The 23,145-nt window shown below is 71.4% G+C and carries 25 protein-coding genes; 11 read left to right on the top strand and 14 right to left on the bottom strand.

Features of this window, described 5'->3' with window-relative positions; translation table 11 throughout:
- The first annotated feature begins 312 nt into the window (after positions 1–312).
- Positions 313–1,440: a LacI family DNA-binding transcriptional regulator gene (locus AC1DUE_RS05745; protein WP_477038440.1), complete on the top strand. Its 1,128-nt coding sequence runs from the start codon at positions 313–315 to the stop codon at positions 1,438–1,440.
- 88 nt (positions 1,441–1,528) lie between these two features.
- Positions 1,529–2,383 (top strand): hypothetical protein, encoded by an 855-nt coding sequence (locus tag AC1DUE_RS05740; RefSeq protein WP_477038439.1) that lies wholly within the window; start codon positions 1,529–1,531, stop codon positions 2,381–2,383.
- On the opposite strand, the gene AC1DUE_RS05735 is transcribed toward AC1DUE_RS05740, so the two are convergent.
- Positions 2,358–3,338 (bottom strand): alpha/beta hydrolase, encoded by a 981-nt coding sequence (locus AC1DUE_RS05735; protein WP_477038438.1) that lies wholly within the window; start codon positions 3,336–3,338, stop codon positions 2,358–2,360. The two genes, AC1DUE_RS05740 and AC1DUE_RS05735, sit on opposite strands and share 26 nt — an antisense overlap.
- A 49-nt stretch (positions 3,339–3,387) precedes the next feature.
- On the opposite strand from AC1DUE_RS05735, the gene AC1DUE_RS05730 reads away from it, so the two are divergent.
- Complete coding sequence (locus tag AC1DUE_RS05730; RefSeq protein WP_477038437.1) at positions 3,388–3,909, top strand: hypothetical protein; 522 nt, start codon at positions 3,388–3,390, stop codon at positions 3,907–3,909.
- Between the two features lies 1 nt (position 3,910).
- Here the strand turns inward: AC1DUE_RS05730 and AC1DUE_RS05725 are convergent, their stop codons facing one another.
- Together AC1DUE_RS05725 and AC1DUE_RS05720 are read right to left on the bottom strand one after the other, a co-directional pair.
- Entirely contained in the window at positions 3,911–5,554 is a 1,644-nt protein-coding gene (locus AC1DUE_RS05725) for a bifunctional 3'-5' exonuclease/DNA polymerase (protein WP_477038436.1), read from the bottom strand.
- Between the two features lie 46 nt (positions 5,555–5,600).
- Entirely contained in the window at positions 5,601–6,269 is a 669-nt protein-coding gene (locus tag AC1DUE_RS05720; protein ID WP_477038435.1) for an NAD(P)-dependent oxidoreductase, read from the bottom strand.
- Positions 6,270–6,334: 65 nt separating this feature from the next.
- Here AC1DUE_RS05720 and AC1DUE_RS05715 point away from each other — a divergent pair, with 65 nt between their 5' ends.
- A complete protein-coding gene (locus tag AC1DUE_RS05715) occupies positions 6,335–6,820 on the top strand; it encodes a MarR family transcriptional regulator (RefSeq protein WP_477038434.1) in 486 nt (161 codons plus the stop codon).
- A gap of 48 nt (positions 6,821–6,868) precedes the next feature.
- On the opposite strand, the gene map is transcribed toward AC1DUE_RS05715, so the two are convergent.
- Positions 6,869–7,636, bottom strand: coding sequence for a type I methionyl aminopeptidase (map, locus tag AC1DUE_RS05710; protein ID WP_477038433.1), 768 nt, complete (start codon positions 7,634–7,636; stop codon positions 6,869–6,871).
- Between the two features lie 66 nt (positions 7,637–7,702).
- Here map and AC1DUE_RS05705 point away from each other — a divergent pair, with 66 nt between their 5' ends.
- Entirely contained in the window at positions 7,703–7,969 is a 267-nt protein-coding gene (locus AC1DUE_RS05705) for a helix-turn-helix domain-containing protein (protein ID WP_477038432.1), read from the top strand.
- Between the two features lie 3 nt (positions 7,970–7,972).
- On the opposite strand, the gene AC1DUE_RS05700 is transcribed toward AC1DUE_RS05705, so the two are convergent.
- The 5 genes from AC1DUE_RS05700 to AC1DUE_RS05680 all read right to left on the bottom strand — a co-directional run bounded on the left by AC1DUE_RS05700 (position 7,973) and on the right by AC1DUE_RS05680 (position 11,451).
- Positions 7,973–8,146, bottom strand: a complete 174-nt coding sequence (locus tag AC1DUE_RS05700) for a hypothetical protein (RefSeq protein WP_477038431.1) — start codon at positions 8,144–8,146, stop codon at positions 7,973–7,975.
- A 6-nt stretch (positions 8,147–8,152) separates the two neighbouring features.
- A complete protein-coding gene (locus AC1DUE_RS05695) occupies positions 8,153–8,569 on the bottom strand; it encodes a DUF6157 family protein (RefSeq protein WP_477038430.1) in 417 nt (138 codons plus the stop codon).
- A gap of 14 nt (positions 8,570–8,583) precedes the next feature.
- The gene (locus AC1DUE_RS05690; protein ID WP_477038429.1) at positions 8,584–9,243 is read right to left on the bottom strand and encodes a GNAT family N-acetyltransferase; all 660 of its coding nucleotides are present in this window, start codon (positions 9,241–9,243) and stop codon (positions 8,584–8,586) included.
- Between the two features lie 64 nt (positions 9,244–9,307).
- Complete coding sequence (locus AC1DUE_RS05685; RefSeq protein ID WP_477038428.1) at positions 9,308–10,516, bottom strand: ABC transporter permease; 1,209 nt, start codon at positions 10,514–10,516, stop codon at positions 9,308–9,310.
- Positions 10,513–11,451, bottom strand: a complete 939-nt coding sequence (locus AC1DUE_RS05680) for an ABC transporter ATP-binding protein (RefSeq protein WP_477038427.1) — start codon at positions 11,449–11,451, stop codon at positions 10,513–10,515. The genes AC1DUE_RS05685 and AC1DUE_RS05680 overlap by 4 nt, the downstream gene beginning before the upstream one ends.
- Positions 11,452–11,519: 68 nt before the next feature.
- Here AC1DUE_RS05680 and AC1DUE_RS05675 point away from each other — a divergent pair, with 68 nt between their 5' ends.
- Together AC1DUE_RS05675 and AC1DUE_RS05670 are read left to right on the top strand one after the other, a co-directional pair.
- On the top strand, positions 11,520–12,635 hold the full coding sequence (locus AC1DUE_RS05675; protein WP_477038426.1) for a glycoside hydrolase family 3 N-terminal domain-containing protein: 1,116 nt from the start codon (positions 11,520–11,522) through the stop codon (positions 12,633–12,635).
- 141 nt (positions 12,636–12,776) lie between these two features.
- Positions 12,777–13,796, top strand: a complete 1,020-nt coding sequence (locus tag AC1DUE_RS05670; RefSeq protein WP_477038425.1) for a LacI family DNA-binding transcriptional regulator — start codon at positions 12,777–12,779, stop codon at positions 13,794–13,796.
- Between the two features lie 10 nt (positions 13,797–13,806).
- Here AC1DUE_RS05670 and AC1DUE_RS05665 read toward each other — a convergent pair whose 3' ends face one another.
- From AC1DUE_RS05665 to AC1DUE_RS05655, 3 genes are all read right to left on the bottom strand, one after another.
- Positions 13,807–14,448, bottom strand: coding sequence for a hypothetical protein (locus tag AC1DUE_RS05665; protein WP_477038424.1), 642 nt, complete (start codon positions 14,446–14,448; stop codon positions 13,807–13,809).
- Positions 14,449–14,696: 248 nt separating this feature from the next.
- The gene (locus AC1DUE_RS05660; RefSeq protein WP_477038423.1) at positions 14,697–15,314 is read right to left on the bottom strand and encodes a DUF6318 family protein; all 618 of its coding nucleotides are present in this window, start codon (positions 15,312–15,314) and stop codon (positions 14,697–14,699) included.
- 554 nt (positions 15,315–15,868) lie between these two features.
- Positions 15,869–17,581: a gamma-glutamyltransferase family protein gene (locus tag AC1DUE_RS05655; protein WP_477038542.1), complete on the bottom strand. Its 1,713-nt coding sequence runs from the start codon at positions 17,579–17,581 to the stop codon at positions 15,869–15,871.
- A 225-nt stretch (positions 17,582–17,806) separates the two neighbouring features.
- Here AC1DUE_RS05655 and AC1DUE_RS05650 point away from each other — a divergent pair, with 225 nt between their 5' ends.
- Entirely contained in the window at positions 17,807–18,802 is a 996-nt protein-coding gene (locus AC1DUE_RS05650) for a GGDEF domain-containing protein (protein ID WP_477038422.1), read from the top strand.
- On the opposite strand, the gene AC1DUE_RS05645 is transcribed toward AC1DUE_RS05650, so the two are convergent.
- A complete protein-coding gene (locus AC1DUE_RS05645; RefSeq protein ID WP_477038421.1) occupies positions 18,775–19,239 on the bottom strand; it encodes a tRNA (cytidine(34)-2'-O)-methyltransferase in 465 nt (154 codons plus the stop codon). The two genes, AC1DUE_RS05650 and AC1DUE_RS05645, sit on opposite strands and share 28 nt — an antisense overlap.
- 59 nt (positions 19,240–19,298) lie before the next feature.
- Between AC1DUE_RS05645 and AC1DUE_RS05640 the strand changes: the two genes are divergently transcribed.
- From AC1DUE_RS05640 to AC1DUE_RS05630, 3 genes are all read left to right on the top strand, one after another.
- A complete protein-coding gene (locus tag AC1DUE_RS05640; RefSeq protein ID WP_477038420.1) occupies positions 19,299–20,324 on the top strand; it encodes an aldo/keto reductase in 1,026 nt (341 codons plus the stop codon).
- A gap of 61 nt (positions 20,325–20,385) precedes the next feature.
- Positions 20,386–20,874, top strand: a complete 489-nt coding sequence (locus tag AC1DUE_RS05635) for a nucleoside deaminase (RefSeq protein WP_477038419.1) — start codon at positions 20,386–20,388, stop codon at positions 20,872–20,874.
- A 46-nt stretch (positions 20,875–20,920) separates the two neighbouring features.
- A complete protein-coding gene (locus tag AC1DUE_RS05630) occupies positions 20,921–21,049 on the top strand; it encodes a hypothetical protein (RefSeq protein WP_477038418.1) in 129 nt (42 codons plus the stop codon).
- Between the two features lie 4 nt (positions 21,050–21,053).
- Here the strand turns inward: AC1DUE_RS05630 and recQ are convergent, their stop codons facing one another.
- Entirely contained in the window at positions 21,054–23,105 is a 2,052-nt protein-coding gene (recQ, locus tag AC1DUE_RS05625; protein WP_477038417.1) for a DNA helicase RecQ, read from the bottom strand.
- Positions 23,106–23,145: the final 40 nt, after the last annotated feature.

The raw sequence follows: 23,145 nt of genomic DNA, 5'->3' as shown, positions 1-23,145 counted from the left end.
GCGTTGCAGTTCTTCGTTGAGCTGGTGCCGGTACCGCTGTCGCGTCTCTGTGGGAGAGCGCTCTATCGCCGGAGCCTGCGTCGGGGCGTTTGACGCTGCGATGCGGGTGGGAGGGACGTCTCGACTGGCTCCGGGAGGGACGCTATACCCGTTTTCACCCGCTCGCATAGCCAGGAATGGCATCGGACGGGTGACTGTTTGGCCTCGGATCGGCCGGTTGAGCACGAAATCGTGGCCGAACGCGGGTCCAAAGCCCCTTGACGCTGGTCCGAACGGGGTAGAGCGCTCTCCCACGCTGGTACATTTCAGCGCATGGAAGACGACAGGAGGGGCACCCCGGAAGCTGGGGGTCCTGTCTCGACGCTCGAGGCGACGCCGCCGAGCGGTCTGCCGGTCGTGTCCGGGCTCGGTCGCGGCGCACCCACGCTCGAGGACGTCGCGCGCGTCGCCGGCGTCTCCCGGGCGACCGTCTCCCGCGTCGTCAACGGCAAGCGCGCCGTCGCGCCGGAGATCCAGAGCGTGGTCAAGGCCGCCATCGCGACCACCGGCTACGTGCCCAACCTCGCAGCCCGGTCCCTGGTCACGCGCCGCACGGGCGCCGTGATCGTCGTGGTCTCCGGCGTCGAGGACCAGGGCGTCGAGGGTGCCCTGTCGACGATCGACTTCGCCGACCCGTTCTTCGGTCGCATCGTCGGCGGCATGCTGCGCGCACTGCGCCCGCACGACGTCGACCCGATCCTCATGCTCGCGGAGACCGAGAACGACCGCGCGCGGGTGCTCAGCTCGCTGCGCAACGGCAACGCCGACGGTGCGCTGGTCGTCTCCACGCGTGCCGACGACCCGATGCCGGGCCTGCTCGTGGACGCGGGCCTGCCCGCCGTCATGTTCGCGCGCCCGTCGCACCCGATCCCCCTGAGCTTCGTCGACGTGGCCAACCGCGACGGCGCCCGCCTCGCCGCGGAGCACCTGGTGGCGCGAGGCTGCCGGCACGTCGCCGCGATCTCCGGCCCGCTCGACGTGGGGTCCGCCGCCGACCGGCTCTCCGGGTTCCAGGACGCGATGGCGCGCCACGGCCAGGCGTTCGTCCCTGCCGAGTTCGGCAACTTCACGTTCGACAGCGGCGTGAAGGCGATGACCGCCCTGCTCTCGCGGCACGACGACCTGGACGGGCTGTTCGCCGCCAACGACCTCATGGCGCTCGGTGCCATCGAGGCCCTCAACGGGGCCGGCCGTCGCGTGCCCGACGACGTGCGGGTGATCGGGTTCGACGACAGCTCCGTCGGCGCCCTGACCCGGCCGTCCCTGACCTCGGTCCGTCAGCCCATCGAGGAGATGGCGATCGAGATGGCCAAGATCCTGCTCGACACCATCGCCGAGCCAGACCGTCGTGTGACGTCGGTGATCTTCGAACCGACGCTCCACATCCGCGACTCCGCCTGACCGTGCCGCTCGGGGCGGGCACTCGCAGGGGGAGTGCCCGTCCCCAAACTCACTACGTCCGGGGCGGTTGAGCAGGCACCATCAGGGGATGGGACGTCGCGCGCTCGCCGTGGGCGTGCTCGGCGTGCTCGCGCTGGCGGCATGCTCCGCCGGTGGGTCGCCGGAGCCGACGCCCACGCCGATCCCGACGGACGTGCTCGCCGGGCTCTCCGTCGAGATGCGGCAGGCGCGCAGCGACTGGACGCTGCGGGTGGTGCAGATCCGCGTCACCAACGCCGGCCCCGGGGACGTCACCGTGGCCCAGGCGCGGCTGGTCACGCCCGACGACGAGGGCGTCGCGACGAGCGACCGTGAGCGACCGGTGCGCGCGGGCGTCGACCGGGACGTGTCCGTCCAGCTCGGCGACCCCGTGTGCACGAGCCAGACATCCGGCCCGGCGAGCGTCGAGCTGGACCTGGTCGACGACGCGGACCGGCGCTCGACCCTCGTCGTGACCCCGGACGACCCGCAGGGCCACCTCGCCCGCATCCACGGCGAGGACTGCGCGGCGGCTGCCGTCGCCGAGGGTGCGACGCTGTCGCTGGACGACGCGATCACGACCGCCCCGGTGGACGGACGGCTCGCCGCGACCGTGTCGTTGCAGGTCAAACGTGTAGACGGCGGCCCGGTCGTGCAGATCACCCAGGTCGACGGGACCGTGCTGCTGGCGCCGGTGGGCGGGGCGACGAGCTGGCCAGTCGTCGGTGAACCGGCGACGATCCCCCTGCAGCTGGTGCCGTCACGCTGCGACGCGCACGCCGTCGCCGAGGACAAGCGCGGCACGTTCTTCGGCATCCACTCGACCGTCGACGGGGTGCCGCAGCCGGTGTTCTACGTCGCGTCGTCGGACGAGCTCCGCGGCGCGCTGCACGAGTTCGTCAGGACGTCGTGCGGGATGGCTTGAGCGTCGCGACGAACGCGTGGACCGCGGTGATCGCGTCGTGGGCGGCGGGGCTGGACAGGTCGAGCTGGAACTGGTGACCGGCATCCGCGGCGATGTGGGTCTCGTGCCGGACACCGGCCGTCTCGAGCGCGTCGGACATCACGTACTGGTGGGCCATCATCGGGTCGTCGGCGCCGCAGGCCAGGAACGTGGGCGGGAAGTCGGCGGTGACGTGGGTGGCCACCGACAGGCCGGCGAACCGGGGGTCGTCGAGGTAGCGCGAGGTCCCGGTGAACGCCCACATGATCGAGTCGACGAACCACCGGGTGCGGCCGCGCAGCGCGCGGATGAGGTTGAGGTCGTAGGCGCCGCAGAACAGGACGGTGCCGACGACCTGCGCGGGGTCGACGGTCGGGCGCATCGTCATCATCGCCGCGTACCCGGGGTTGGTGATCATGCCGGTGACCTGGGCGGCGATCTGTGCGCCCGCCGAGTCGCCGGCCAGGATCAGCCGGGCCGGGTCGATGCCCAGCGCCTCCGCGTTCGCGGTCAGGTAGCCGAGCGCGTCGAGGACCTGGCGGACCGGCGTGGGGTACCGGGCCTCGGGGGCGATCGAGTAGCCGACGCCCACCACGGTGTACCCGCCGGCCGCGAGGACGCGCAGGAAGTTGGCGATGTGGTCCTTGTCGCCGGACAGCCACGCGCCGCCGTGCACCCACACGATCGTCGTCCGGGCCCCGCGGGCGCCGGGCGGGTGGTGCACGTCGAGGAGGGCGTCGCGGTCGCCGGGGCGGTAGGGGACGTCACGGACGGTCGTCACTCCGTCGGGAACGTAGGCCGCGGCGACGAGCGAGCGGCGCAGGCCGTTGCGGTCGAAGCGCCTCCGGTAGAAGAGAGCCGTGGGGCGCGGACTGGCCCGGAGCAGCACCGCGAGCAACGCCGCGAGGGCGAGTGCCGCAGCTCCGATCCGCTTCATCTGGTGATCGTCGCACCGCCGTCGGCCCACGTGGGCCAAACTGGACGACGTGACGGACGAGGCGACCCACCACCACCCCATCCATCGCGCCGCGACGAGGATCGTGCGTGAACGTCAGATCGACGAGTTCCTCTACGGCGCACTCGTCTCGGGCTCGATCCTGGCCGTCTCCAGCGCGCACGCGGAGGACAGCCGCTCCGTGCTCTTCGCGACGCTGCTGGTCAACGTCACCTACTGGCTCGCGCACGTGTACGTCGACGCGATCGGCGGTCGGTTCCACGACCACGAGCACTCGACCGGGCGGCGGCTCGCGCACGCGCTGCGCAACAACACGGCCGTCCTGATCGGCAGCCTGCCCGCGCTGATCGTCTTCGCGGCCGGCCGGCTGTTCGGCATGGACCTGACGGACGCCGCGTGGCTGGCCCTGTGGTTCACGGTCGCGATGCTCGGCGCGGCCGGTGCGCTCGCGGCCTGGCGGGCGGGGGCGCGCCGATGGCCGCTCATCGGGGAGACGGCGGTCGCGGTCGCGTTCGGGATGGTCGTCATCCTGCTGAAGATCGTCCTGCACTGACCTACTTCGCCTGGTCGTAGCTGTCCACGACGGCCACGTTGAGCGCGAAGTCCACCGGAGTGTTGCCGAACAGCAGGTGCCCGGCCTCGATCGCGGCCTCACGGATGGCGTCTGCGACGTTCGGCGCCTCGTCCTGCGGCGCGTGCACCATGACCTCGTCGTGCAGGAAGAAGACCAGGTGTGCCTGGCTCTCCTTCAGCCGACGCCGCAGCGACGCCATCCAGCACAGTGCCCACTCGGCGGCCGTGCCCTGGACCACGAAGTTGCGCGTGAACCGCCCCCAGTCCCGCCCGCGTCTGCGCGCGGCGCGCACGTCGTCGGCACCCGCGCCCTCCGCCGACGCCGCGGCGAGCGCCTCCTGCCATGCGGCGTCGGGTGCGGGCGAGGTCCGGCCCAGCCAGGTCGCGACGACGTCGCCGCGCTCCCCGGCCCGCGCGGCGGCCTCGACCAGCGCGATCGCCCGCGGGAACCCTTGCGTCAGCCGGGGCATGAGCATCGCGCTCGGGCCTGTGGTCGCGCCGTAGATCGCGCCGAGCATCGCCACCTTGGCCTGGGCCCGGGTCTCGACGATCCCCGCGTCGACCACGCCCTGGTAGAGGTCGGCGTGCCGGCCCGCCGCCGCCATCGCCGCGTCCCCGGACATCGCTGCGAGCACGCGCGGCTCCAGCTGTGCCGCATCGGCGACCACCAGCTTCCAGCCCTCGTCGGCACGCACCGAGCCCCGGATGCTGGCCGGCAGCTGCAGCGCGCCGCCGCCGCTCGTCGCCCACCGCCCGGTCACCACGCCACCGGGCACGTAGTCGGGGCGGAAGCGGCCGTCGTGGATCCACGTGTCCATCCACGCCCAGCCGTTGGCGCTGAGCAGACGGGCCAGCTTCTTGTACGCGAGCAGTGGCTCGGTGGCGGGCAGGTCGATCTCCTTGATCTCCCACCGGCTCGTCGACTGCACGTCGTAGCCGGCCGCGCGCAGGCCCCGCAGCAGGTCCTGCTGGGAGTCGAGGTTGAGCGCCGGCTGGGCCAGGGCCGCGCGGACCTCGTCGGCCAGTGCCTCGAGCTTGGCGGGCCTCCCCGACGAGGGCCGCGGCCCGAGCATCTCCGTCAGGATCCGGTCGTGGGCCTCGACGCTCCACGGCACACCGACGTGGTTCATCTCCGCGGCGATCAGCGCGCCCGTCGACTCGGCGGCCAGCAGGAGCCGGAGCCGGCCGGGCTCGTCGGCGTTCTTCAGCGCGTCGAGCTGACGTCGGAGCTCGTCGGCGGAGTCCAGGGTCTCCGGGCGCTCCTCGTCGAACAGGCTGACCTCGACCGGCTCGGGTGCGCCGGGCCGGGGTCCGTCCCACGCGGTCCGCGGGCCCTGCGCCAGCGTCGAGCCCTGCGAGTACACGCTCCGGCGCAGGATCGCGTGGCAGAGCCGCAGGTCGTGGGCCCTCTCCACGTGCACGCCGGCCTCGAGCAGCGGCGGGTAGCGGCGGGACGTGTCGTCCCACACCCATCGCGGCTTCTCGGCCTCGCGCTCCCGGACGGTCTCGGGCAGGTCGCCGACGAGGACCGTCGCCGACCCGACCAGCACGCCCTCGTCCGTGAGCTCCTGCAGGACGACGACGTCCGTGCGCGCATCGTCGTCGAGCAGGAGCAGCAGGGTCACGGCGCCATTGTCGCCGCCGGGACCCACACGCTCAGGACGCGCGGGCTCAGTGGGCGGCGCCGACGACGTGGTGGATCGTCGTGTCGTCTGTGGCGAGCGCGAGCATGAGGTGGGCGACGTCGGCCCGGCCGATCGACCAGCCGCCGACGATGTTCTTGTCGAGCGCGATCCGGTAGGTCCCGCTCAGCGGCTTGTCGGTGAGCTTCGGCGGGCGGGCGATGGTCCAGTCCAGGCCGCTGCCGCGCACGACGTCCTCCATGCGGGCGAGGTCGTCGTAGTGGTCCTTGAACATGGTCTTGGCGAACCCGGCGAACAGGTGCCGCATCAAGAAGCCGTCGCCGGCGTCGTACTTCGGCGGGTTCGGGATCTGCGGCGAGGCGACGGTCCCGATGGGCGCCGCGCTGACGACGACGAGGCGCTTGGTCCCGGCCGCGTGCATCGCGTCGATGATCGCCCGCGTGCCGTGCGTCGCGACGCCCTGGTCGGACTTGGTCCGGGCGCCCAGGCCGGACAGGACGGCGTCCGCCCCGGCGACGGCGCTGATCAGCGTGCTCTGGTCGGGCGCGTTGAGGTCTGCGGTGATCACGCGTGCGGTCGTGCTCGGCAGCCGTGACGGGTCGCGCACGACGGCGGTCACGTCGTGCCCCGCCGTGACGGCCTGCTCGAGGATCTGCCGTCCGATGCCGCCGGTCGCGGCGACGATGGTGAGCTTCATGGGCTCGGCTCCTGTCCCGGTGTAGGTTCTCCTTGGAGAACGAGAAGATACGAGGACCGTAACATATGAGCACCGAACTATCTGCCGACGAGCGACGGCGCAAGCGTCGGCTGACCGTGGCCGTGCGCGACAACATGCGTGAGCTGGGCATCCAGCTGGCCCTGCTCAACCACCAGGTGGGCCAGCGCCTTGAGATGCGCGACGTCGACCTCGACTGCCTCGACATCATCAGCCGGAACGGACCGCTGGGTGCCTCGGCCCTCGCCCGTTCCGCCGGCCTGCACCCGGCCACGATGACCGGCATCCTCGACCGCCTGGAGAAGGGCGGCTGGATCGTGCGCGAGCGCGACCCCGCAGACCGGCGAGCCGTCGTCGTGCGTGCGGCTCGAGAGCGCGGCGCGGAGATCTACGAGCTGTACAGCGGGATGAACGGCTCGATGGAGTCGTTGCTGAACGGGTACGACGAGTCCCAGCTGGAGGTCCTGGTCGACTTCCTGAGCCGTGCGCGCGAGGCGGGGGTCGTCGCGACGGAGGAGCTGGCGCAGGGCTAGCGCACGCTCACGGCCGTCGGACGCCGACCGTCCCTGCAACCTGCCCGCTCACGCCCGCGTGAGGATCTCCGCCCCGTCGTCGGTGATGGCGATCGTGTGCTCGCTGTGCGCGGTCCGGCAGCCGGTCGCGCTGCGCAGCGTCCAGCCGTCAGGGTCGGTGACGAGCTCGTCGGTGTCGACCATGACCCACGGCTCGAGCGCGAGCAGCAGACCTGGGCGGAGCGTGTAGCCACGGCCGGGGCGGCCGGTGTTGGTGACGTGGGGGTCCTGGTGCATCGTCGATCCGACCCCGTGCCCGCCGAACTGGGTGTTGATCGGGTACCCAGCGGCGCTCAGCACCGTGCCGATGGCATGCGAGAGGTCGCCGATGCGTACGCCTGGGCCGGCGGCGGCGATCCCCGCGGCGAGCGCGCGCTCGGTCGCGTCGATCAGCGCGAGGCTCTCCGTCGGTCGCGACGAGCCCACGACGAAGCTGATCGCCGAGTCGGTGACGATCCCGCCCAGGGAGACGGCGAGGTCGAGGGACAGCAGGTCGCCGTCGGCGAGCGCGTAGTCGTGGGGGAGGCCGTGCAGCACGGCGTCGTTCACGGACGTGCAGATGTAGTGGCTGAACGGCCCGCGGCCGAACGAGGGCGCATAGTCGACGTAGCAGGACACGGCGCCGGCCTCGTCGATCATGGCCTTCGTCCAGCGGTCGATGTCGAGCAGGTTGGTGCCCACGGTGCTGCGGGTCTTGAGCGTCTGCAGGATGCCGGCGACCAGGGCGCCGGTCTCCCGGCCGCGGGCGACCTCGGCGGGGTTGAGGATCTCGATCATGGTGCTCTTTCCGTGGCGTTCCAATAACTATCCCGGTAACAGTATCCCGGTATTAGTATCGGAGCCATGGTCAGACTGCCGCTCACGGCCGACGAGGTCGAGCGCGGGCAACGCCTCGGTGCGCTGCTGCGTCGCGCGCGGGGCGACCGCTCGATGCTCGACACCGCACTCGACGCGGGCATCTCCCCGGAGACCCTCCGCAAGATCGAGACGGGCCGCGTCGCGACCCCGGCCTTCCCCACGATCGCTGCGATCGCCGAGGTCCTCGGGCTCTCGCTCGACGAGGTGTGGGAGGAGATCAGCCGGCCGGAGCCTGCCGAGCTGGCCTCATAGGCCTCACGCCGGGACGACGTCCTGCTGCTCCACCGGGTCGGGCTGGCCCCACTGCGCGTGCGCGATCGCGACACCCACGGCGATCGCCGAGAGCACCAGCGCCACGATCACGAGGCCCGCGACGATCCGTCGCGACAGCGGGTGCCCCCGAGGGACGAAGTCGTCGGGCTCGCTCACGAGAGGTCAGCGGCCGGACCGGAACGCCCGGGTCACCTTCACCGGCGACCCGTCGCGGGAGAACCCCGCGGCCAGGGCGGCGTACTCGGGCGTGCCGAGCGCGTAGACGGCGAGCCGGCCGTCGGCGTCGGCGTGGATGCCCCACCCGAACTTCTTGCCCAGGTCCGACGACCGCAGGCAGGCGTGCGGCCCCTGGAAGAACGTGGGCCACACCTCGGGGCGGGTCTCGGCGGGCACGTCGTTGCGGTCCGCCCAGACAGTGAAGATCACGTCGGAGCTGCGGTAGGTGTAGGGCGGGGCCGACGAGAGCATCTCGTACATGGCCGACGCCACCGTGCCCTCGGCGGCGGGGACGGTGCCGCCGACCGCGGCCGAGTCCGGCGCGACGCAGATGAAGGTCGAGACGTAGTCCACCAGCTCCATGGTTCAAACCTTAACTAGGTGGGCACGGCTGCGCGCCGCATGGGGAACACCCATGGACCCGCGGACTCGTCGCCCAGGACCACCGGATCGCGCACGGAGTCATAGCCGAGAGCCTCGTAGTAGGCCACGTTGTCGGGCTTCGTGGTCTCCAGGTAGGAGGGCTCACCGGGTGCGTCGATGAGCCGGAAGACCTCCGCCATGAGCCGTTTTCCGCGCCCCGAGCGCTGCAGCGAGGGGTGCACGCCGAGCGCTTCGACGTACCAGCAGTCGGTCTGGACGCCCGATGCGGTGACGTCGCCGAACTTGATCAGGCCCAGCGAGTGCTCCCGCGTATGCATCGCGATGCGCGCGATCCGCAGCCCCTGGGCCCACCAACGGCGCGGCGTCATGGGGTACGTACCGGGTGGGTAGAGAGCGATTGCGCCGGTCACAGCCCCGTTGAGCCGGGTGACGAAGGCGTGGCCGTGCTCCAGTGCGTCGTGCAACGTCATCCGATACAGGGCGCGCAGCTCCTGCTGGCGGCGGGCGCGGACGGGGAAGAGGTGGACGAACCCGGGATCGTCGGCGAGCGCCGCGGCAAGGACTCGGGCGGCCGAGTCGATGTCCGCGGGGCGCAGCGGCACGGTCTCGTCGGGAAGCGGGCGCAAGGGGACTCCGCCCAAGGATGCCGACATGTCCGGCAGTCTCTCTGTGACAGATGTCCAGATGCAACGGTTACAGCCCTTTTGACCAGCGGAATCACCCCGCCGAAAGTGCGTCCTTCAGCTTGATCCGGCCCCCGCTGCGCAGCACGGCGTTGGAGTAGACGCGTCCGGCGAGCCAGATGAGCACCGGGATCACGGCGATCGAGAGGCCTAGCGACACGGCCACCTCCCACGGTGCGACCTCGCCCAGGGCGATCCGGATGGGCATGATCAACGGCGCGCAGAACGGGATGAACGACAGCGCGACCACGAGCGGGTTGGTCGGGTCCCACGGCGCGATGCTCACGCCGATGATGTACGGGACCATCATCAGCGTCATCACCGGCGCGGTCACCGAGGCGACGTCCTCCTGCCGCGAGACCAGCGCCGCCAGGGCGCCCAGCGCCAGCGCGTACGTGGTGAACCCGATGATGAACCAGATCACCACCCACAGGGCGGTCAGGCCGACGTTGAGGTTCGAGGCGTCGACGAGACCCAGCGCGGCCGCGGTCCCCGCACCGGCGCCGACGACGAGCACGATCTGGGCCAGCCCGATGAAGCCGATGCCGAGCACCTTGCCGGCCATCAGCTGCCAGGGCCGGACGGTGGCCAGCAGCAGCTCGACCACGCGGCTCGACTTCTCCTCGACGACGCCCTGCGCGACGAGCTGACCGGCAGAGATAAGCGTGATGAACAGCAGGATCCCGGAGACGAACCCGGCGGTGATCTGCGCCGCGTCGCGCTCGGGCGGCGGCTCGAGCGCGGTGACCGTCGGGGTCGCCGAGGCGATCTCGGAGCTCACGGAGGCCGGGTTGCCACCCAGGTCGGTGATCGCCGAGGTCAGCGCGGCCTGCTGCGCGACCGACGTGAAGACCGGCGTCAGCGACGCGGGCTCGGTCTCGTGGACGATCACCGTGAACGGGTCGGTGGACGTGACGAGGGCGTCGATGTCCCCGTCGCGGAGCAGCTGCTCGCCCGCTGCCTGGTCCGGCACGTCCTGCGTCGTGACCGTGACGCCGGAGATCTGTGCGGTGCCCACGAGGATCTCGGAGACGGAAGCCGCCTCGGGGGTCAGACCCACGGTCTGTCCGTCGTCACCGCCCGACGTCGCGAGGTGGATGACGACGCCGCCGAGGATGACGCCGGCGACGAGGGCGATCGTCGTCCAGATGAAGGCCTTGGAGCGCGTCCGGGTGGTGATCTCGCGGCCCGCGATCATGCGGACCGCCTCCCAGGAGCTCACGGGATGGAACGTGGCGCTCATGCGTTCACCGCCTGCGCGGTCGCGGGGGCGGTCTCCGGGGTACTCACCACGTGCCGGTAGAGCTCGGTCAGCGACGGCCTCTGGCGCGCGAACTCACGCACCGGCCCGACGGTGAGGGCTGCTCTCAGCAGCTCCTGGTCGACCGCGCTCAGAGACGAGTCCCGGACCTCGACGACCGTCCGCGTGCCTTCCGACGAGACCAGCGACGCCGCCGGCACGGAAGGGAGCCAGGTCGGTGATGGCGGCCCGTCGACCACCCAGCGCCGCGTGTCCGTCCGGCGCAGCTCCTCGATGTCCCCGAACGCCACGAGCGACCCGCTCTTGATGATGCCGACGCGGTCGCACAACGCCTCGACGAGCTCGAGCTGGTGCGACGAGAACAGCACCGGCACGCCGGCCTCGGCCTGGTCCCGCAGCACGCCGCTCATCACGTCGACCGCAACGGGGTCCAGACCGGAGAACGGCTCGTCCAGCACCAGGATCTCGGGGTGGTGGACCAGCGCCGCAGCGAGCTGCACGCGCTGCTGGTTGCCCAGCGACAGCTTGAGCACCTCGTCGCCACGCCGCTCCGCGATCCCCAGCACCTCGGTCCAGTGCTCCATGGCGGAGGTTGCCGACGAGGCGTCGAGCCCGTGCAGCCGCGCGAGGTAGGTCAGCTGCTCGCCGACGCGCATGCGCGGGTACAGGCCGCGCTCCTCGGGCATGTAGCCGATGCGTCGTCGGACGTCGAGGTCGATGGGACGGCCGTCCCAGCGGACCTCGCCCGAGTCGGCCTCGAGCACCCCGAGCGTGATCCGCATGGCCGTGGACTTGCCGGCACCGTTGGAGCCGACGAAGCCGACGATCTCGCCTGCGCGGACCTCCAGAGAGAGGTCGCGCAGCGCCTGGACGGTGCCGTAGCTCTTGTTGAGGGACGTCATCGTGAGCGCACTCATGGCTTCCATCGAATCAGACGAGTCCGACACGCGCCTCGGACCAAAGGTGGAGAAGGCAGGATGCGCCTATGCGTCGTCGTGCCCTCCCGGTTGTCCTTGCCCTCGTCTGCGCGCTGGCCGCGTGCACCGGGACGGCAGACCCGGATCCGACGACGACCGCCGAGCCCGACCCGCTCGCGGGCTGGACGCTCGAGGAGAAGATCGGCCAGCTCGTCATGGTCGGCGTGAACCTCGCGGCCCCGCAGTCGGCCAGCATCAGCTCAGTCACAGACCTGCACGTGGGCAACGTGTTCCTGCAGAACCGATCGTCGGCCGGGACGCAGCCCGTGCTCGACCTCGTGCACCAGCTCACCGAGCAGCCGACGTCGCACGACACCCCGCTCTTCGTCGGCGTCGACCAGGAGGGCGGGCAGGTCCAGACGCTCACCGGGCCTGGGTTCAGCACCATGCCCTCGGCGCTCGACCAGGGCGCGATGTCGCCCGCCGACCTGCACGCTGCGGCGACGACCTGGGGCGCCGAGCTGGCTGCGGCGGGCGTGAACCTGAACATGGCTCCCGTCGTCGACATCCCCTCGGAGGCCACGGCCGACCAGAACGCGCCGATCGGCCACTACGACCGGGAGTTCGGGTACACGCTCGAGACGGTCGGCCCGCACGCCGACGCGTTCGCGACAGGGATGGAGGCGTCCGGCGTCGAGACCGCCGTGAAGCACTTTCCCGGTCTGGGCGAGGTCACCGGGAACACCGACACGACCGCGAACGTCACCGACACCACCACCGGGCCGGGCTCTGTGCAGATCGACTCGTTCACGCACGCCATCCAGCGCGGGACGTCGATGATCATGGTCTCGACGGCGATCTACACGCAGATCGACCCCTCCGCGCCGGCAGCCTTCTCGCCGGTCGTCGTCGACCAGCTGCTGCGCAACACCCTCGGCTTCGCCGGCGTCGTCATCACCGACGACGTCTCCGCGGCCGAGCAGGTCGCAGCGTGGAGCCCCGGCGACCGGGCCGTCGACGCGATCAGCGCGGGGTGCGACATCGTGCTCGCGTCCAAGGACCCGACGGTGCTGCCCGAGATGATCCAGGCGCTCAGGGAGAAGGCGTCGTCGGACCCGTCGTTCGCCGGCCTCGTCGACGAGGCGGTGCTGCGCGTCCTGGCTGCGAAGCGCACCCTTCGCTGAGGCCCCCGCGCTGCGGCGCGCTCGACCAGATGGACGAGCGTCCACTTTCGGCGGATGAAATTCGTGACACAACATCGTACTGATCGGTACGAATCTGCGGATCTGGCAGACGTGGAAGCGTTTGCCCCCTACCCTCCGATCATGACTGTGACGCTGAGCGACGTGGCGCGCGAGGCTGGCGTCTCGCTCGCCACCGCGTCGCGGGCGATCAATGGCTCCGCGAGCCGCACGGTGGGTGCCGAGCTGCGCGACCGTGTCCTGGCCGCCGCCCTGCGACTGCGCTACACGCCTGACGCGAACGCTCAGGCCATGGCGCGCGGCCGGACGACCTCGCTCGGCCTGCTGGTCCATGACATCGCCGACCCGTACTTCTCCGCGATCGCCGCCGGTGTCGCCGAGGCCGCCGACGCCGCCGGCTTGCAGATGACCCTCGCGAGCAGCCGGAACGACGCCGCGCGCGAGATCGACCTCATCCACCTGATGCGTCGTCAGCGCACCCGCGCGATCATCGTCTCCGGCGGTCGCAGCGCCGACGTCGAGATCAACGACCAGCTCCGCCTGGCGCTCGCCGACTACCGCGCGACCGGCGGCACGGCCGCGCTCATCGGGCAGCCCATCCTCGGCGTGAACACCGTCGTCGTGAACAACGCACACGGCGCCACACAGCTCGCGCGGACGCTGCACGACCTCGGCTACCGCCGGTTCGCGATCATCGCAGGCCCCGAGGAGCACCTTCCGTCGCGCGACCTTCGCGAGGCATTCGCCTTCGCCCTGCGCGAGCGCGGTACCGAGATTCCCCACGACGCGATCGTCCACACTCCGTTCTCCCGCGAGGGTGGCGAGGAGGGGATGAACACCCTGATAGCGCGAGGGCCGCTGCCCGAGCTGGTGTTCGCCGTCGCCGACATGCTGGCGCTCGGTGCCATGGCCGTGATGCGGAAGGCCGGCATCCGCGTCCCCCAGGACGTCGCCCTCGCCGGCTTCACCGACCTCCCGACCCTGCGGGACGTCTCCCCGGCCCTGACGACCGTACGCATCCCTCTGCGGGACCTCGGCCGATTGGCCACCGAGCTCGCCCTCGCAGAGCCCGCCGAGGAGCCCGAGATCCGCACAGTCTTCACCGAGGTCATCCTCCGCGACACCACCCCGCGCCTGCGCTGAGCCGCGCTCTTCAGCAGCCGACCTGGTGCGGGTCCTCGTTGCAGTCCTTCGCGACGAGGTGCGAGCGCCGCTCGACGATCTCGAACGGTGCCGCGGTGCTCGTCGTCTGGGCCGTCCCGACGACGTCGTGCCAGTCGTCGTCACCGTCCACGCGATAACGCCCCGACCACGTCGTGGTGAGCGTGACCGCGGCCGTCCCGAGCTCCCGGTACGCGTGGACGACGTCCTGGTTCGGGTAGGCGTGGCCGGGGCTCGTCGTCGTGAGGTGCTGGGCGCCGTCGCCGAAGTCCCACGTGAACTGCGTCGGGGTCGCGACGACGTCGACGCCGTACCCGAGCAGCGTCGTGCGGAACGTCTGCTCGGCGGGGTCGGTGAGCACGATCGTGTCCATGTTGACCAGCACCCACCCCCGGTCGGGCTGCACCTGGATCGTCGACGGCGCGATCGGCAGCACCCGGAAGTCCGCGGCACTCAGCTGCGGGAGCAGCTCACCGGGACACCCGCCGGGCGCCGCGTAGACGTAGGGCTCCCACTCCGCCGTGACAGCCGTGCGCGTGTGCCGCCACAGCGGCATGACCGGCGGGTCGCCCGCACAGTCGTTCAACGGCACCGTCGGCCCGGCGCAGGGTCCGTTGAGCTCCGTGTCGGTCAACGTCGCCGCCTGATCCTGCAACCCCGCCGGCCCCGGCGGCTGACACGCAAGCCCGCGCCGGAACTCGGAAAGTCGCAGTTCGGGATGGCCCGCCGCGTCCTGGTCACGCTCCGCCCGCGCTCCCTCCGCGGCCGAGGCCACCATGGTGTCGTCTTTGCTCTCGACCTGCTGCTTGCCTGCGGTCGCGCCCGTCGCGCAGACGACGAGAAGCAGCGTCGCGGTAGAGAGCGAGGCAACGACCTGAGCTCTCATTGTGGAAGGTCCTCCACGTCGACTCCGCGGATCAACCACGCGTCGTCTGCCCACAGCACGACCAGTGTGGAGCGGTTGGTCGTTTGGCCGGGAAAGTCTTCAACGACCACGCCGCTTGCGTCCACAGTGGACGATGCATCTTCTGTGAAGTCGATAGTGGCGGTGTAGGAAGCGCCGGGACTGATCTCGACCGCGTCCCTTGCAAGAACCTTGGTCTTCCCGCCCTCGCTGTGCTGCCCCTTGCTGAAGATGTCGCTGACGTTGGCGTTAACGCTCGCGCAAAAGTTGCACTCGGGATGACTCAGCGCCGTCCACTCCGAGAGGTCGCCGGTGGCGTAGACGTATGGGTAGAGCAACGTGAAGTACTCCGCTACGGCTACGGCCGCATCGAGGCTCGGCGGCCCATCCATCGCTGCCGGGCGATCCGGCTTCACCGTCACGTCGACCGAATCGGGCGTCGGGGTTGGTGTTGGCGTCGGGGTCGGGGCTGGCGACTTCGTCGTCGTCGGATCCGGGTCCTTCTCAGCGTTGCTGGTGCAGCCAGCCGCGAGCATCAAGGTCCCCGCGAGCGCCACTGACGCGAGCGATCGACGAGTCCAACTCCCCCTGAGCATGCGGTGAACCTACCGAAACCGGACACCGTCCGTCCGGCGTTCTCCACAATCTCGCATCTCGATCGCCTGGCTGCTAGCGCGGTCCAGACCGACCTCCGGTCTGGTCCCGACTCGCGGAGTGCGTCGACCAAGCCGCGCTTGCGACAGGAGTGAACTGCTGAGGTGCCGGAGTTCCACTCCTGTGCCCACACGTCACTGGAGCGGCTAGATCGGCGCACCCAACCCGCGGCGGCCGGGCGATGGGAACCGAGTTAGCGCCACCTGGTGCCGGAGTTGCTGGAGCGAACTCGTGAGGTGCTCGATTGGCCTCGACAGTCCCACGCGTCCCAAGTGGCGCTAGGTCGAGCAGGCAGTTGGCACGTACCTAGCCGCGCTTGTGGCAGGAGTGAACTCCTGAGGTGCCGGAGCTGCCACATCTGTGCACATCCGTCACTAGAGCGGCTAGATTCGCACACCCGCCCGACGAGAACTGCGTCCTCCCCAGCGAACAATCCGCGGCTCGGGCGGCTCGAAAACGCAGGCGGTCGGGCGCACAGATAGGGCGCCTAGCAACCTCAGCGGCCGACGGCGTAGCCCTGCATGCCTCGGGGGTTGGCGGCGGCGACCAGGAGGCCGTCGCGGCGGACGCCGGCGGCGCTCAGGCGGCCGAGCGACCAGGGTCCGGCGTCGTGGACGGCATGGCCGCGGCCGGCCAAGGCGGTCAGGACGCGTGCGCCCAGTCGGGACTCGGCGACGACTCCGCGGGGCGTGTGAGTGCGCGGGTAGAACGAGCTCGGGATGTGGGTGGAGTGCCAGGTGGGCGCGTCGATCGCGGCCTGCAGGTCGAGGCCGCCGAGCAGCAGGCGCAGCAGGAACGGGACGGTCCACTGGTCCTGCTGGTCACCGCCGGGGGTGCCGAACGCGATGCCCGTGCCGTCGTCGTCGAGAAGCATGCCCGGGCTCAGGGTGGTGCGGGGGCGACGGCCGGGGGCCAGGGAACCGGGCAGGCCGGGCTCGAGCCAGAACATCTGCGCGCGCGTGGGCAGCGAGAACCCGAGGCCGGGAACGACCGGGCTCGACTGGAGCCAGCCGCCGGACGGGGTGGCCGAGACGCGGTTGCCCCAGCGGTCGACGACGTCGATGTGGCAGGTGTCGCCGCTCGGGGGGCGGGCGGTGGTCACGGGTTCTCCGACCCCGGGGGCGGAGCCGACGACGTGCGCCGACCCCCACAGGCTCGCGGCGAGGTGCGGGGTGCGGCCCTCGGGGGAGCCGGGCAGCAGCCCCTCGGCCGCCGTGGCGCCGACGAGCAGGGCGCGGTCGGCGGCGTACGACGAGGACAGGAGCGTGGCCAGCGGGACGTCGGGCGCGTCGCCGTACCAGGCCTCGCGGTCGGCGAACGCGAGTTTGGCCACCTCGACGACGGTGTGCACGAGGTCGACGGGGTCGACGTCGGGCGTGATGCCGAGGGCCTCGAGGATGGCCAGCTGCTGCAGCAGCACCGGCCCCTGGCCCCAGGCGGCGGTCTTGTGGACGGTCCGCCCGGCGAACCGGACGCTGGCCGTGGGTTCCTCCGTGGCCCGCCAGGCCGCCAGGTCGTCGGCTCGCAGGAACCCGGTGTGCTCGCGGCCCGACGAGTCCAGCACCGGGGTGCCCGACACGAACGAGTCGATGGCGTCGGCGACGAAACCCTCGTAGAACGCGCGCCGGGCGGCCTCGATCTGCTGCTCGCGAGTCCCCGACTGGGAGGCCAGCCGGGAGAGCGTGTCGGCGAGGACCGGGTTGGTGAACCGCGTGCCGGGGGACGGGACCGGGAGGTAGACCTCGGCCGACGAGGGCCAGTGGTCGGTGAACAGGTCGGCGACGGCGCTGATCGTGTCGGTCGCGTCGGGGACCAGGGGGAACCCGTCCCGGGCGTAGGCGATGGCGGGCGCGAGCACGTCGGCCAGCGGGAGCGTGCCGTACCGGGCCAGGAGGTCGAGCCAGGCGCCGAACGCACCGGGCACGACGGCGGCCAGGTGACCGGTCCCGGGGACGAGGTCGAGCCCGAGGTCGTGGTACGCCTCGATCGTCGCCAAGGCCGGTGCCGTGCCCTGCCCACAGATCACGAACGTGTGCCCGTCGGACGCGCGGTGGCCGAGCAGGGGGGCGTCGCCCCCGAGGCCGTTCATGTGGGGTTCGACGACGGTCAGCGTGAACCCGGCCGCAGCGGCCGCGTCGAACGCGTTGCCACCAGCCTCGAGCACCCGCATCCCGACGCCGGACGCCAGCCAGTGCGTCGAGGCGACCATGCCCAGGGTCCCCGACAGCACGGGGCGTGTGGTGAACACCCTCCGATACTGCCTCAACCCGACGGGGTAGCACCGCTCGCGCGTCGAATCGGCTCCATGATGACGACCGGGCCGGGCGATCGGCACGCTGCGTACCCGGACCCGTTCGTGAATGCTCGGTGAATCCTGGGCGAACGCTCCGGCCGATGCCCGAATTGCCCGCTGACCTGCATCGATACTCCTCTGGTGGATTCCGAGCTGACCGTGCTGACCCAACGCCTCTCCGCTGCGGTCGGCGACTACCGGTCGGCCGCGGCCACGACGATCGCCGACCTGGCGCACCCCGTCGAGGTCGTCGACGCGACGCTGCCGGTCGCGCAGCTCGAGGTCGTGTTCAGGTCCGCGCACGTGGCGAGCGTGGCGGTCCGGGACCTCACCGATCCCCACCGGGTCGGGCTGGTCACCCGACCCCGGTTCACGGCCGCGATGACGGGCCGGCTCGGCTTCGGGCGGGCGGTCTACGCGCGTCGCGAGACGTCCGAGATCGCCGACTGGGCTCCGATGGTCGTCGAGCCTGCGGCCCCCGTCTCGGAGGTCGCCGTCCGCGCGATGGCGCGCTACGACGACCGTCGCTACGACGACGTCCTGGTGGCCGACGACGTCTGGCGGATCGTGTCGACCGCAGACCTCGTGCGGTCGCTGTCGACGCTCCTCGCGGTCCGGTCGCTGCACGATGCGCTCACCGGTCTGCCGCACCGCTCGATGTTCGTGCACGCGCTGGGCCTTCGGTGCGCGTCGACCCTGGGCTCCTCGTCCCGCGTCGTCGTCCTGCTGCTCGACGTCGCAGGATTCGCCCGGCTGAACGCGGCTCACGGCCAGCAGTTCGGGGACGTCGTGCTGACGGCGCTCGCGGCGCGGCTGCGCAGCGGGGTCCCTGCTGGGTGCGAGGTCGCCCGCACGGCCGGCGACGAGTTCGCGGTGCTCGCCACCATGCCCGCGGCCGCGTCGCAGGAGCACGCCGTCCGGCTCGCCGACGACCTTCGTCGGACCGTGCTTGCCGTGGCCTCCGAGCCGCCCGCGGGGATCACCGCCGAAGGGTGGCCGGCCCTGCACGCAGCAGTCGTCTGCTCGGCACCAGGGTCGGCGCACCCCGACGAGCTCTTCCGCGCCGCTCAGGCCCGACTGCGGCTCGCCAAGGAGTCGCGCGCCGCGCTTCAGGCGCCGCCCGGGAAGCCGAGCTGACGCCACGCCTCGTAGATCCCGACCGACGCGGCGTTGGAGAGGTTCATCGACCGACGGCCCGGCACCATCGGGATGCGCAGCTGGTCGGTGACGCGGGAGTCGGACAGGACCTCGTCGGGGAGCCCGGTGGGCTCGGGGCCGAACAGCAGGACGTCGTCGGGCGTGTACTGGACGTCGGTGTGGAAGCGCGTGGCCTGCGTGGTGAAGGCGTAGACGTCGTTCGTCGGCAATGCCTCCCACAACGCGTCCAGGGACGGATGGACGACGACGTGCGCGAGGTCGTGGTAGTCCAGGCCAGCGCGTCTCAGCTTGGCCTCCGAGAGGTCGAAGCCGAGCGGCTCGACCAGGTGGAGGGCGGCGCCGGTCCCGGCCGAGAGGCGGATCGCGGCGCCGGTGTTGCCGGGGATCCGCGGCTCGAAGAAGACGATGTGCAGCACGGGCCGAATTGTCGCACCGCCGGGTTAGCGTGTTCCGTTCGCCCATTCGAGAGGACCCCATGTACCAGGCTGCCGATTCCCGCTACGACGCGATGACCTACCGCAGGACCGGCCGTAGCGGCCTGTCGCTGCCGGGACTGTCGCTGGGTCTGTGGCACAACTTCGGTGACACGACCCCGCTCGAGACTCAGCGGGCGGTGCTGCGTCGTGCGTTCGACCTCGGCGTCACGCACTTCGACCTGGCCAACAACTACGGCCCGCCGTACGGCTCCGCCGAGGAGAACTTCGGGCGGCTGTTCGCGCAGGACCTGCGCCCGTACCGCGACGAGCTCGTCATCTCCTCCAAGGCCGGCTACGACATGTGGCCCGGGCCCTACGGCGACGGCGGCTCGCGCAAGTACCTGCTCTCGTCGCTGGACCAGTCGCTCGCGCGCCTCGGCCTGGACTACGTCGACATCTTCTACTCCCACCGTCCCGACCCCTCGGTGCCGCTCGAGGAGACGATGGGCGCGCTGCACACCGCGGTGACCAGCGGTCGGGCGCTGTACGCGGGCATCTCGAACTACTCGCCGTCGGACACGCGGGCCGCGCACCAGATCCTCAAGGACCTCGGCACGCCGCTGCTCATCCACCAGCCGTCGTACTCGATGTTCAACCGGCACGTCGAGCAGGTCGCCGACGGGCAGACCGAGAACCTCCTCGACGTCGTGGGCGACCTCGGCATCGGGACCATCGTCTTCTCCCCGCTCGCGCAGGGCATGCTCACCGACCGCTACCTCTCCGGTGACGTTCCGGCCGACTCCCGCGCGGCCGTCGGGCACTTCCTCAAGCCGACTCAGCTGTCCGAGACGTACCTCTCGCGCGCGAACGCGCTGAACGAGATCGCGCTCGGCCGCGGCCAGACCCTGGCGCAGCTCGCGCTGTCGTGGGTCCTGCGCGACGACCGCATCACGTCGGCCCTGATCGGCGCCTCGTCCCCGAAGCAGCTCGAGGACAACGTCGCCGCGCTGTCGGCCCCGGCGCTTACCGCCGACGAGATCGCCGCGATCGAGCCGCTGGCCGTCGACGGCACCGGAAAGCGGTAGCGGACCGATTCACCGTGCCCGGCGCTCCGCGCAGTGGGCGCCGGCACGGTAGAACGGCTCCATGAGTCTCGACGACATCGATCGTGCCCATCTCGCCCGCGCCGTCGTCCTCGCGCGGGAGGCGCTCCTCGACGGGGACGAGCCGTTCGGCAGCGTGCTCGTCGACGCGGACGGGGTCGTCCGGTTCGAGGACCGCAACCGCACGAAGGACGGCGACCAGACCCGCCACCCGGAGTTCGAGATCGCCCGCTGGGCCGCCGACAACCTGACCCCGGACGAGCGCGCGACAGCGACCGTCTACACGTCCGGCGAGCACTGCCCGATGTGCTCGGCCGCGCACGCATGGGTCGGCCTCGGGCGCATCGCATACGCGGCGTCGTCCGAGCAGATCAGCGGGTGGCGGGCGTCGTGGGGCGGCCAGCCGAGCCCCGTCGCCGCGCTGCCGATCCAGGCCATCGCACCGGGACTCGTCGTCGACGGGCCGGAACCGAGCCTCGAGGACGAGGTCAAGGAGCTGCAGCGGCGGTCGTTCGAGCGCGGAACGCCCTGAGCGAACGGCTTGCCGGGCCCTCAGGGAGCGGGGTTATGGTCGAGGCATGAGTCCAGTCGATGTCCTCGTGGTCTCCGGCGCGATCGGCGCCGTTCTTGTCGCAGCCGGCGCGGTGCTCACCAGGCCGCAGCGCGTTCCTGTGCGGGTCCGGCACGACGACGAGGACCAGCGCTGACGTTCTAGGCGGGTGCGGCCACCTCGGCCAGCACCGCGAGCAGTCCCGGTCCGTGCCGCTCGAGCTTGGCGGCGCCGATCCCGCTGATGGTGCCCAGTGCCTCCAACGACGTCGGTCGCTGGGAAACCACCTCGCGCAGCGTCGCGTCGTGGAACACCACGTAGGCAGGCACGCCCTGCTCCTTCGCGACGACCGCGCGCCACGCCCGCAGGGCCTCGAACACGGCGACACCCTCGTCGGACAGGTCTGCGGTAGCCGCGGCCTTGCCGCGCGTGCCGCGTGAACGCACGATCTTCTCCGTCTCGCGACGCAGCCGCACCTCGCGCTCGCCCCGCAGCACGGACGCGCTCTCGGGCGCGAGCCGGATGGTGCCGTAGCCGTCGGAGTCGACGCCCAGCAGCTCGAGCGCGAGCAGCTGGCGGACCACGCCGCGCCACTCGGCCTCCGACACGTCCGCGCCCAGACCGAACGTGCTCAGCGACTCGTGGCCGAGCGACGTGATCCGCGGCGTCACCTTGCCGCGCAGGATGTCGATCAGGTGGCCCGCGCCGTACCGCTGGTTGCGCTGCTCCAGGCGGACCACGGTCGACAGCAGCTTCTGCGCGGCGACGGTCCCGTCCCACGACTCCGGCGGGGTCAGGCACGTGTCGCAGTTGCCGCACGGCTGGGAGGCCTGCCCGAAGTAGTTGAGCAGCTGCACTCGACGGCACTCGACGGTCTCGCACAGCGCGAGCATCGCGTCCAGGTGCGCCGTCAGCCGGCGCTTGTGCGCGGCATCGCCCTCGGAGGTGTCGATCATCCGGCGCTGCTGGACCACGTCCGCCAGCCCGTAGGCGAGCCAGGCGGTCGACGGCAGCCCGTCGCGTCCGGCGCGGCCGGTCTCCTGGTAGTAGCCCTCGACGGACTTGGGCAGGTCGAGGTGCGCGACGAACCGCACGTCCGGCTTGTCGATCCCCATGCCGAACGCGATCGTCGCGACCATCACGACGCCGTCCTCGCGCAGGAACCGCGACTGGTTGCGCGCGCGCACCTGCCGGTCGAGGCCCGCGTGGTACGGCAGGGCGGTCACGCCGCGCTCGACGAGGAACTGGGCGGTCTGCTCGACCGAGTTCCGCGACAGGCAGTAGACGATGCCCGCGTCGCCCTCGTGCTCGGTGCGCAGGAGGTTGAGCAGCTGGTCGCGCGGCTTGTCCTTGGGCGCGATCCGGTACTGGATGTTGGGCCGGTCGAAGCTCGCGACGAAGTGCCGGGCGTCCCCGAGCTGCAGCCGCTGCGCGATCTCGGCGTGCGTCTGGTCGGTCGCCGTGGCGGTCAGCGCGATCCGCGGCACCTCGGGCCAGCGCTCGTGCAGCATCGACAGCTGCAGGTAGTCCGGCCGGAAGTCGTGGCCCCACTGAGACACGCAGTGCGCCTCGTCGATGGCGAACAGGGCGACCGTGCCGCGGTCCAGCAGCTCGACGGTCTCGCGCACGCGCAGCCGCTCGGGTGCGAGATAGAGGAGGTCCAGCTCACCGGCGAGGTAGGCGTCCTCGACCTTCCGCCGCTCGAACGACTGCTGCGTGGAGTTCAGGAACCCCGCCCGCACCCCGAGCGCGGACAGGGCGTCCACCTGGTCCTGCATCAGGGCGATGAGCGGCGAGATGACGACGCCGGTGCCCTCGCGGACCAGCGACGGCACCTGGTAGCACAGCGACTTGCCGCCGCCCGTGGGCATCAGGACGAGCGCGTCGCCGCCCCGGATGACGGTCTCGACGATGTCCGCCTGCTCGCCGCGGAAGTCGTCGTACCCCCAGACGTCGTGCAGCACGGTCGCAGCTGCGGCGACGGCCTCCTCGGGCGAGAGCACCTGCGCGACGGCTCGCGGGATGTCGGGGCGCGGGGGAGGAGCAGGACGGTCGCGACGAGGAGGGGGCGAACCGCCCGCCCCGCGCGGCTCGGGCCCGGGGACGTACGGCTCCTCGAGGTCCGGCGGTGGGGCGTCGTAGAACGGGTCGAACGGTGGTTCGTCGTCGAGCGGCCATTCCCCGCCGCCATCCCACGCCTCCGTCACGCGCACACCCTACGTTCCCGCGCCGACAACCCGGCCCGTGCCGTCC

This window comes from Cellulomonas sp. P4_A2 (genome assembly GCF_056402515.1).
This window is presented reverse-complemented; position numbering and strand designations above follow the sequence as displayed.

Excerpts from the sequence above, each read along its gene's own strand:
- AC1DUE_RS05745 (WP_477038440.1), top strand. The coding sequence starts at position 313 with ATGGAAGACGACAGGAGGGGCACCCCGGAAGCTGGGGGTCCTGTCTCG.
- AC1DUE_RS05640 (WP_477038420.1), top strand. The coding sequence starts at position 19,299 with ATGTACCAGGCTGCCGATTCCCGCTACGACGCGATGACCTACCGCAGG.
- AC1DUE_RS05690 (WP_477038429.1), bottom strand. The coding sequence starts at position 9,243 with ATGTCGGCATCCTTGGGCGGAGTCCCCTTGCGCCCGCTTCCCGACGAG.
- AC1DUE_RS05630 (WP_477038418.1), top strand. The coding sequence starts at position 20,921 with ATGAGTCCAGTCGATGTCCTCGTGGTCTCCGGCGCGATCGGCGCCGTT.
- AC1DUE_RS05635 (WP_477038419.1), top strand. The coding sequence starts at position 20,386 with ATGAGTCTCGACGACATCGATCGTGCCCATCTCGCCCGCGCCGTCGTC.
- map (WP_477038433.1), bottom strand. The coding sequence starts at position 7,636 with ATGATCGAGATCCTCAACCCCGCCGAGGTCGCCCGCGGCCGGGAGACC.
- AC1DUE_RS05720 (WP_477038435.1), bottom strand. The coding sequence starts at position 6,269 with ATGAAGCTCACCATCGTCGCCGCGACCGGCGGCATCGGACGGCAGATC.
- AC1DUE_RS05740 (WP_477038439.1), top strand. The coding sequence starts at position 1,529 with ATGGGACGTCGCGCGCTCGCCGTGGGCGTGCTCGGCGTGCTCGCGCTG.
- AC1DUE_RS05655 (WP_477038542.1), bottom strand. The coding sequence starts at position 17,581 with ATGGTCGCCTCGACGCACTGGCTGGCGTCCGGCGTCGGGATGCGGGTG.
- AC1DUE_RS05735 (WP_477038438.1), bottom strand. The coding sequence starts at position 3,338 with ATGAAGCGGATCGGAGCTGCGGCACTCGCCCTCGCGGCGTTGCTCGCG.
- AC1DUE_RS05680 (WP_477038427.1), bottom strand. The coding sequence starts at position 11,451 with ATGAGTGCGCTCACGATGACGTCCCTCAACAAGAGCTACGGCACCGTC.
- AC1DUE_RS05660 (WP_477038423.1), bottom strand. The coding sequence starts at position 15,314 with ATGCTCAGGGGGAGTTGGACTCGTCGATCGCTCGCGTCAGTGGCGCTC.
- AC1DUE_RS05685 (WP_477038428.1), bottom strand. The coding sequence starts at position 10,516 with ATGAGCGCCACGTTCCATCCCGTGAGCTCCTGGGAGGCGGTCCGCATG.
- AC1DUE_RS05715 (WP_477038434.1), top strand. The coding sequence starts at position 6,335 with ATGAGCACCGAACTATCTGCCGACGAGCGACGGCGCAAGCGTCGGCTG.
- AC1DUE_RS05705 (WP_477038432.1), top strand. The coding sequence starts at position 7,703 with ATGGTCAGACTGCCGCTCACGGCCGACGAGGTCGAGCGCGGGCAACGC.
- AC1DUE_RS05675 (WP_477038426.1), top strand. The coding sequence starts at position 11,520 with ATGCGTCGTCGTGCCCTCCCGGTTGTCCTTGCCCTCGTCTGCGCGCTG.
- AC1DUE_RS05670 (WP_477038425.1), top strand. The coding sequence starts at position 12,777 with ATGACTGTGACGCTGAGCGACGTGGCGCGCGAGGCTGGCGTCTCGCTC.
- AC1DUE_RS05695 (WP_477038430.1), bottom strand. The coding sequence starts at position 8,569 with ATGGAGCTGGTGGACTACGTCTCGACCTTCATCTGCGTCGCGCCGGAC.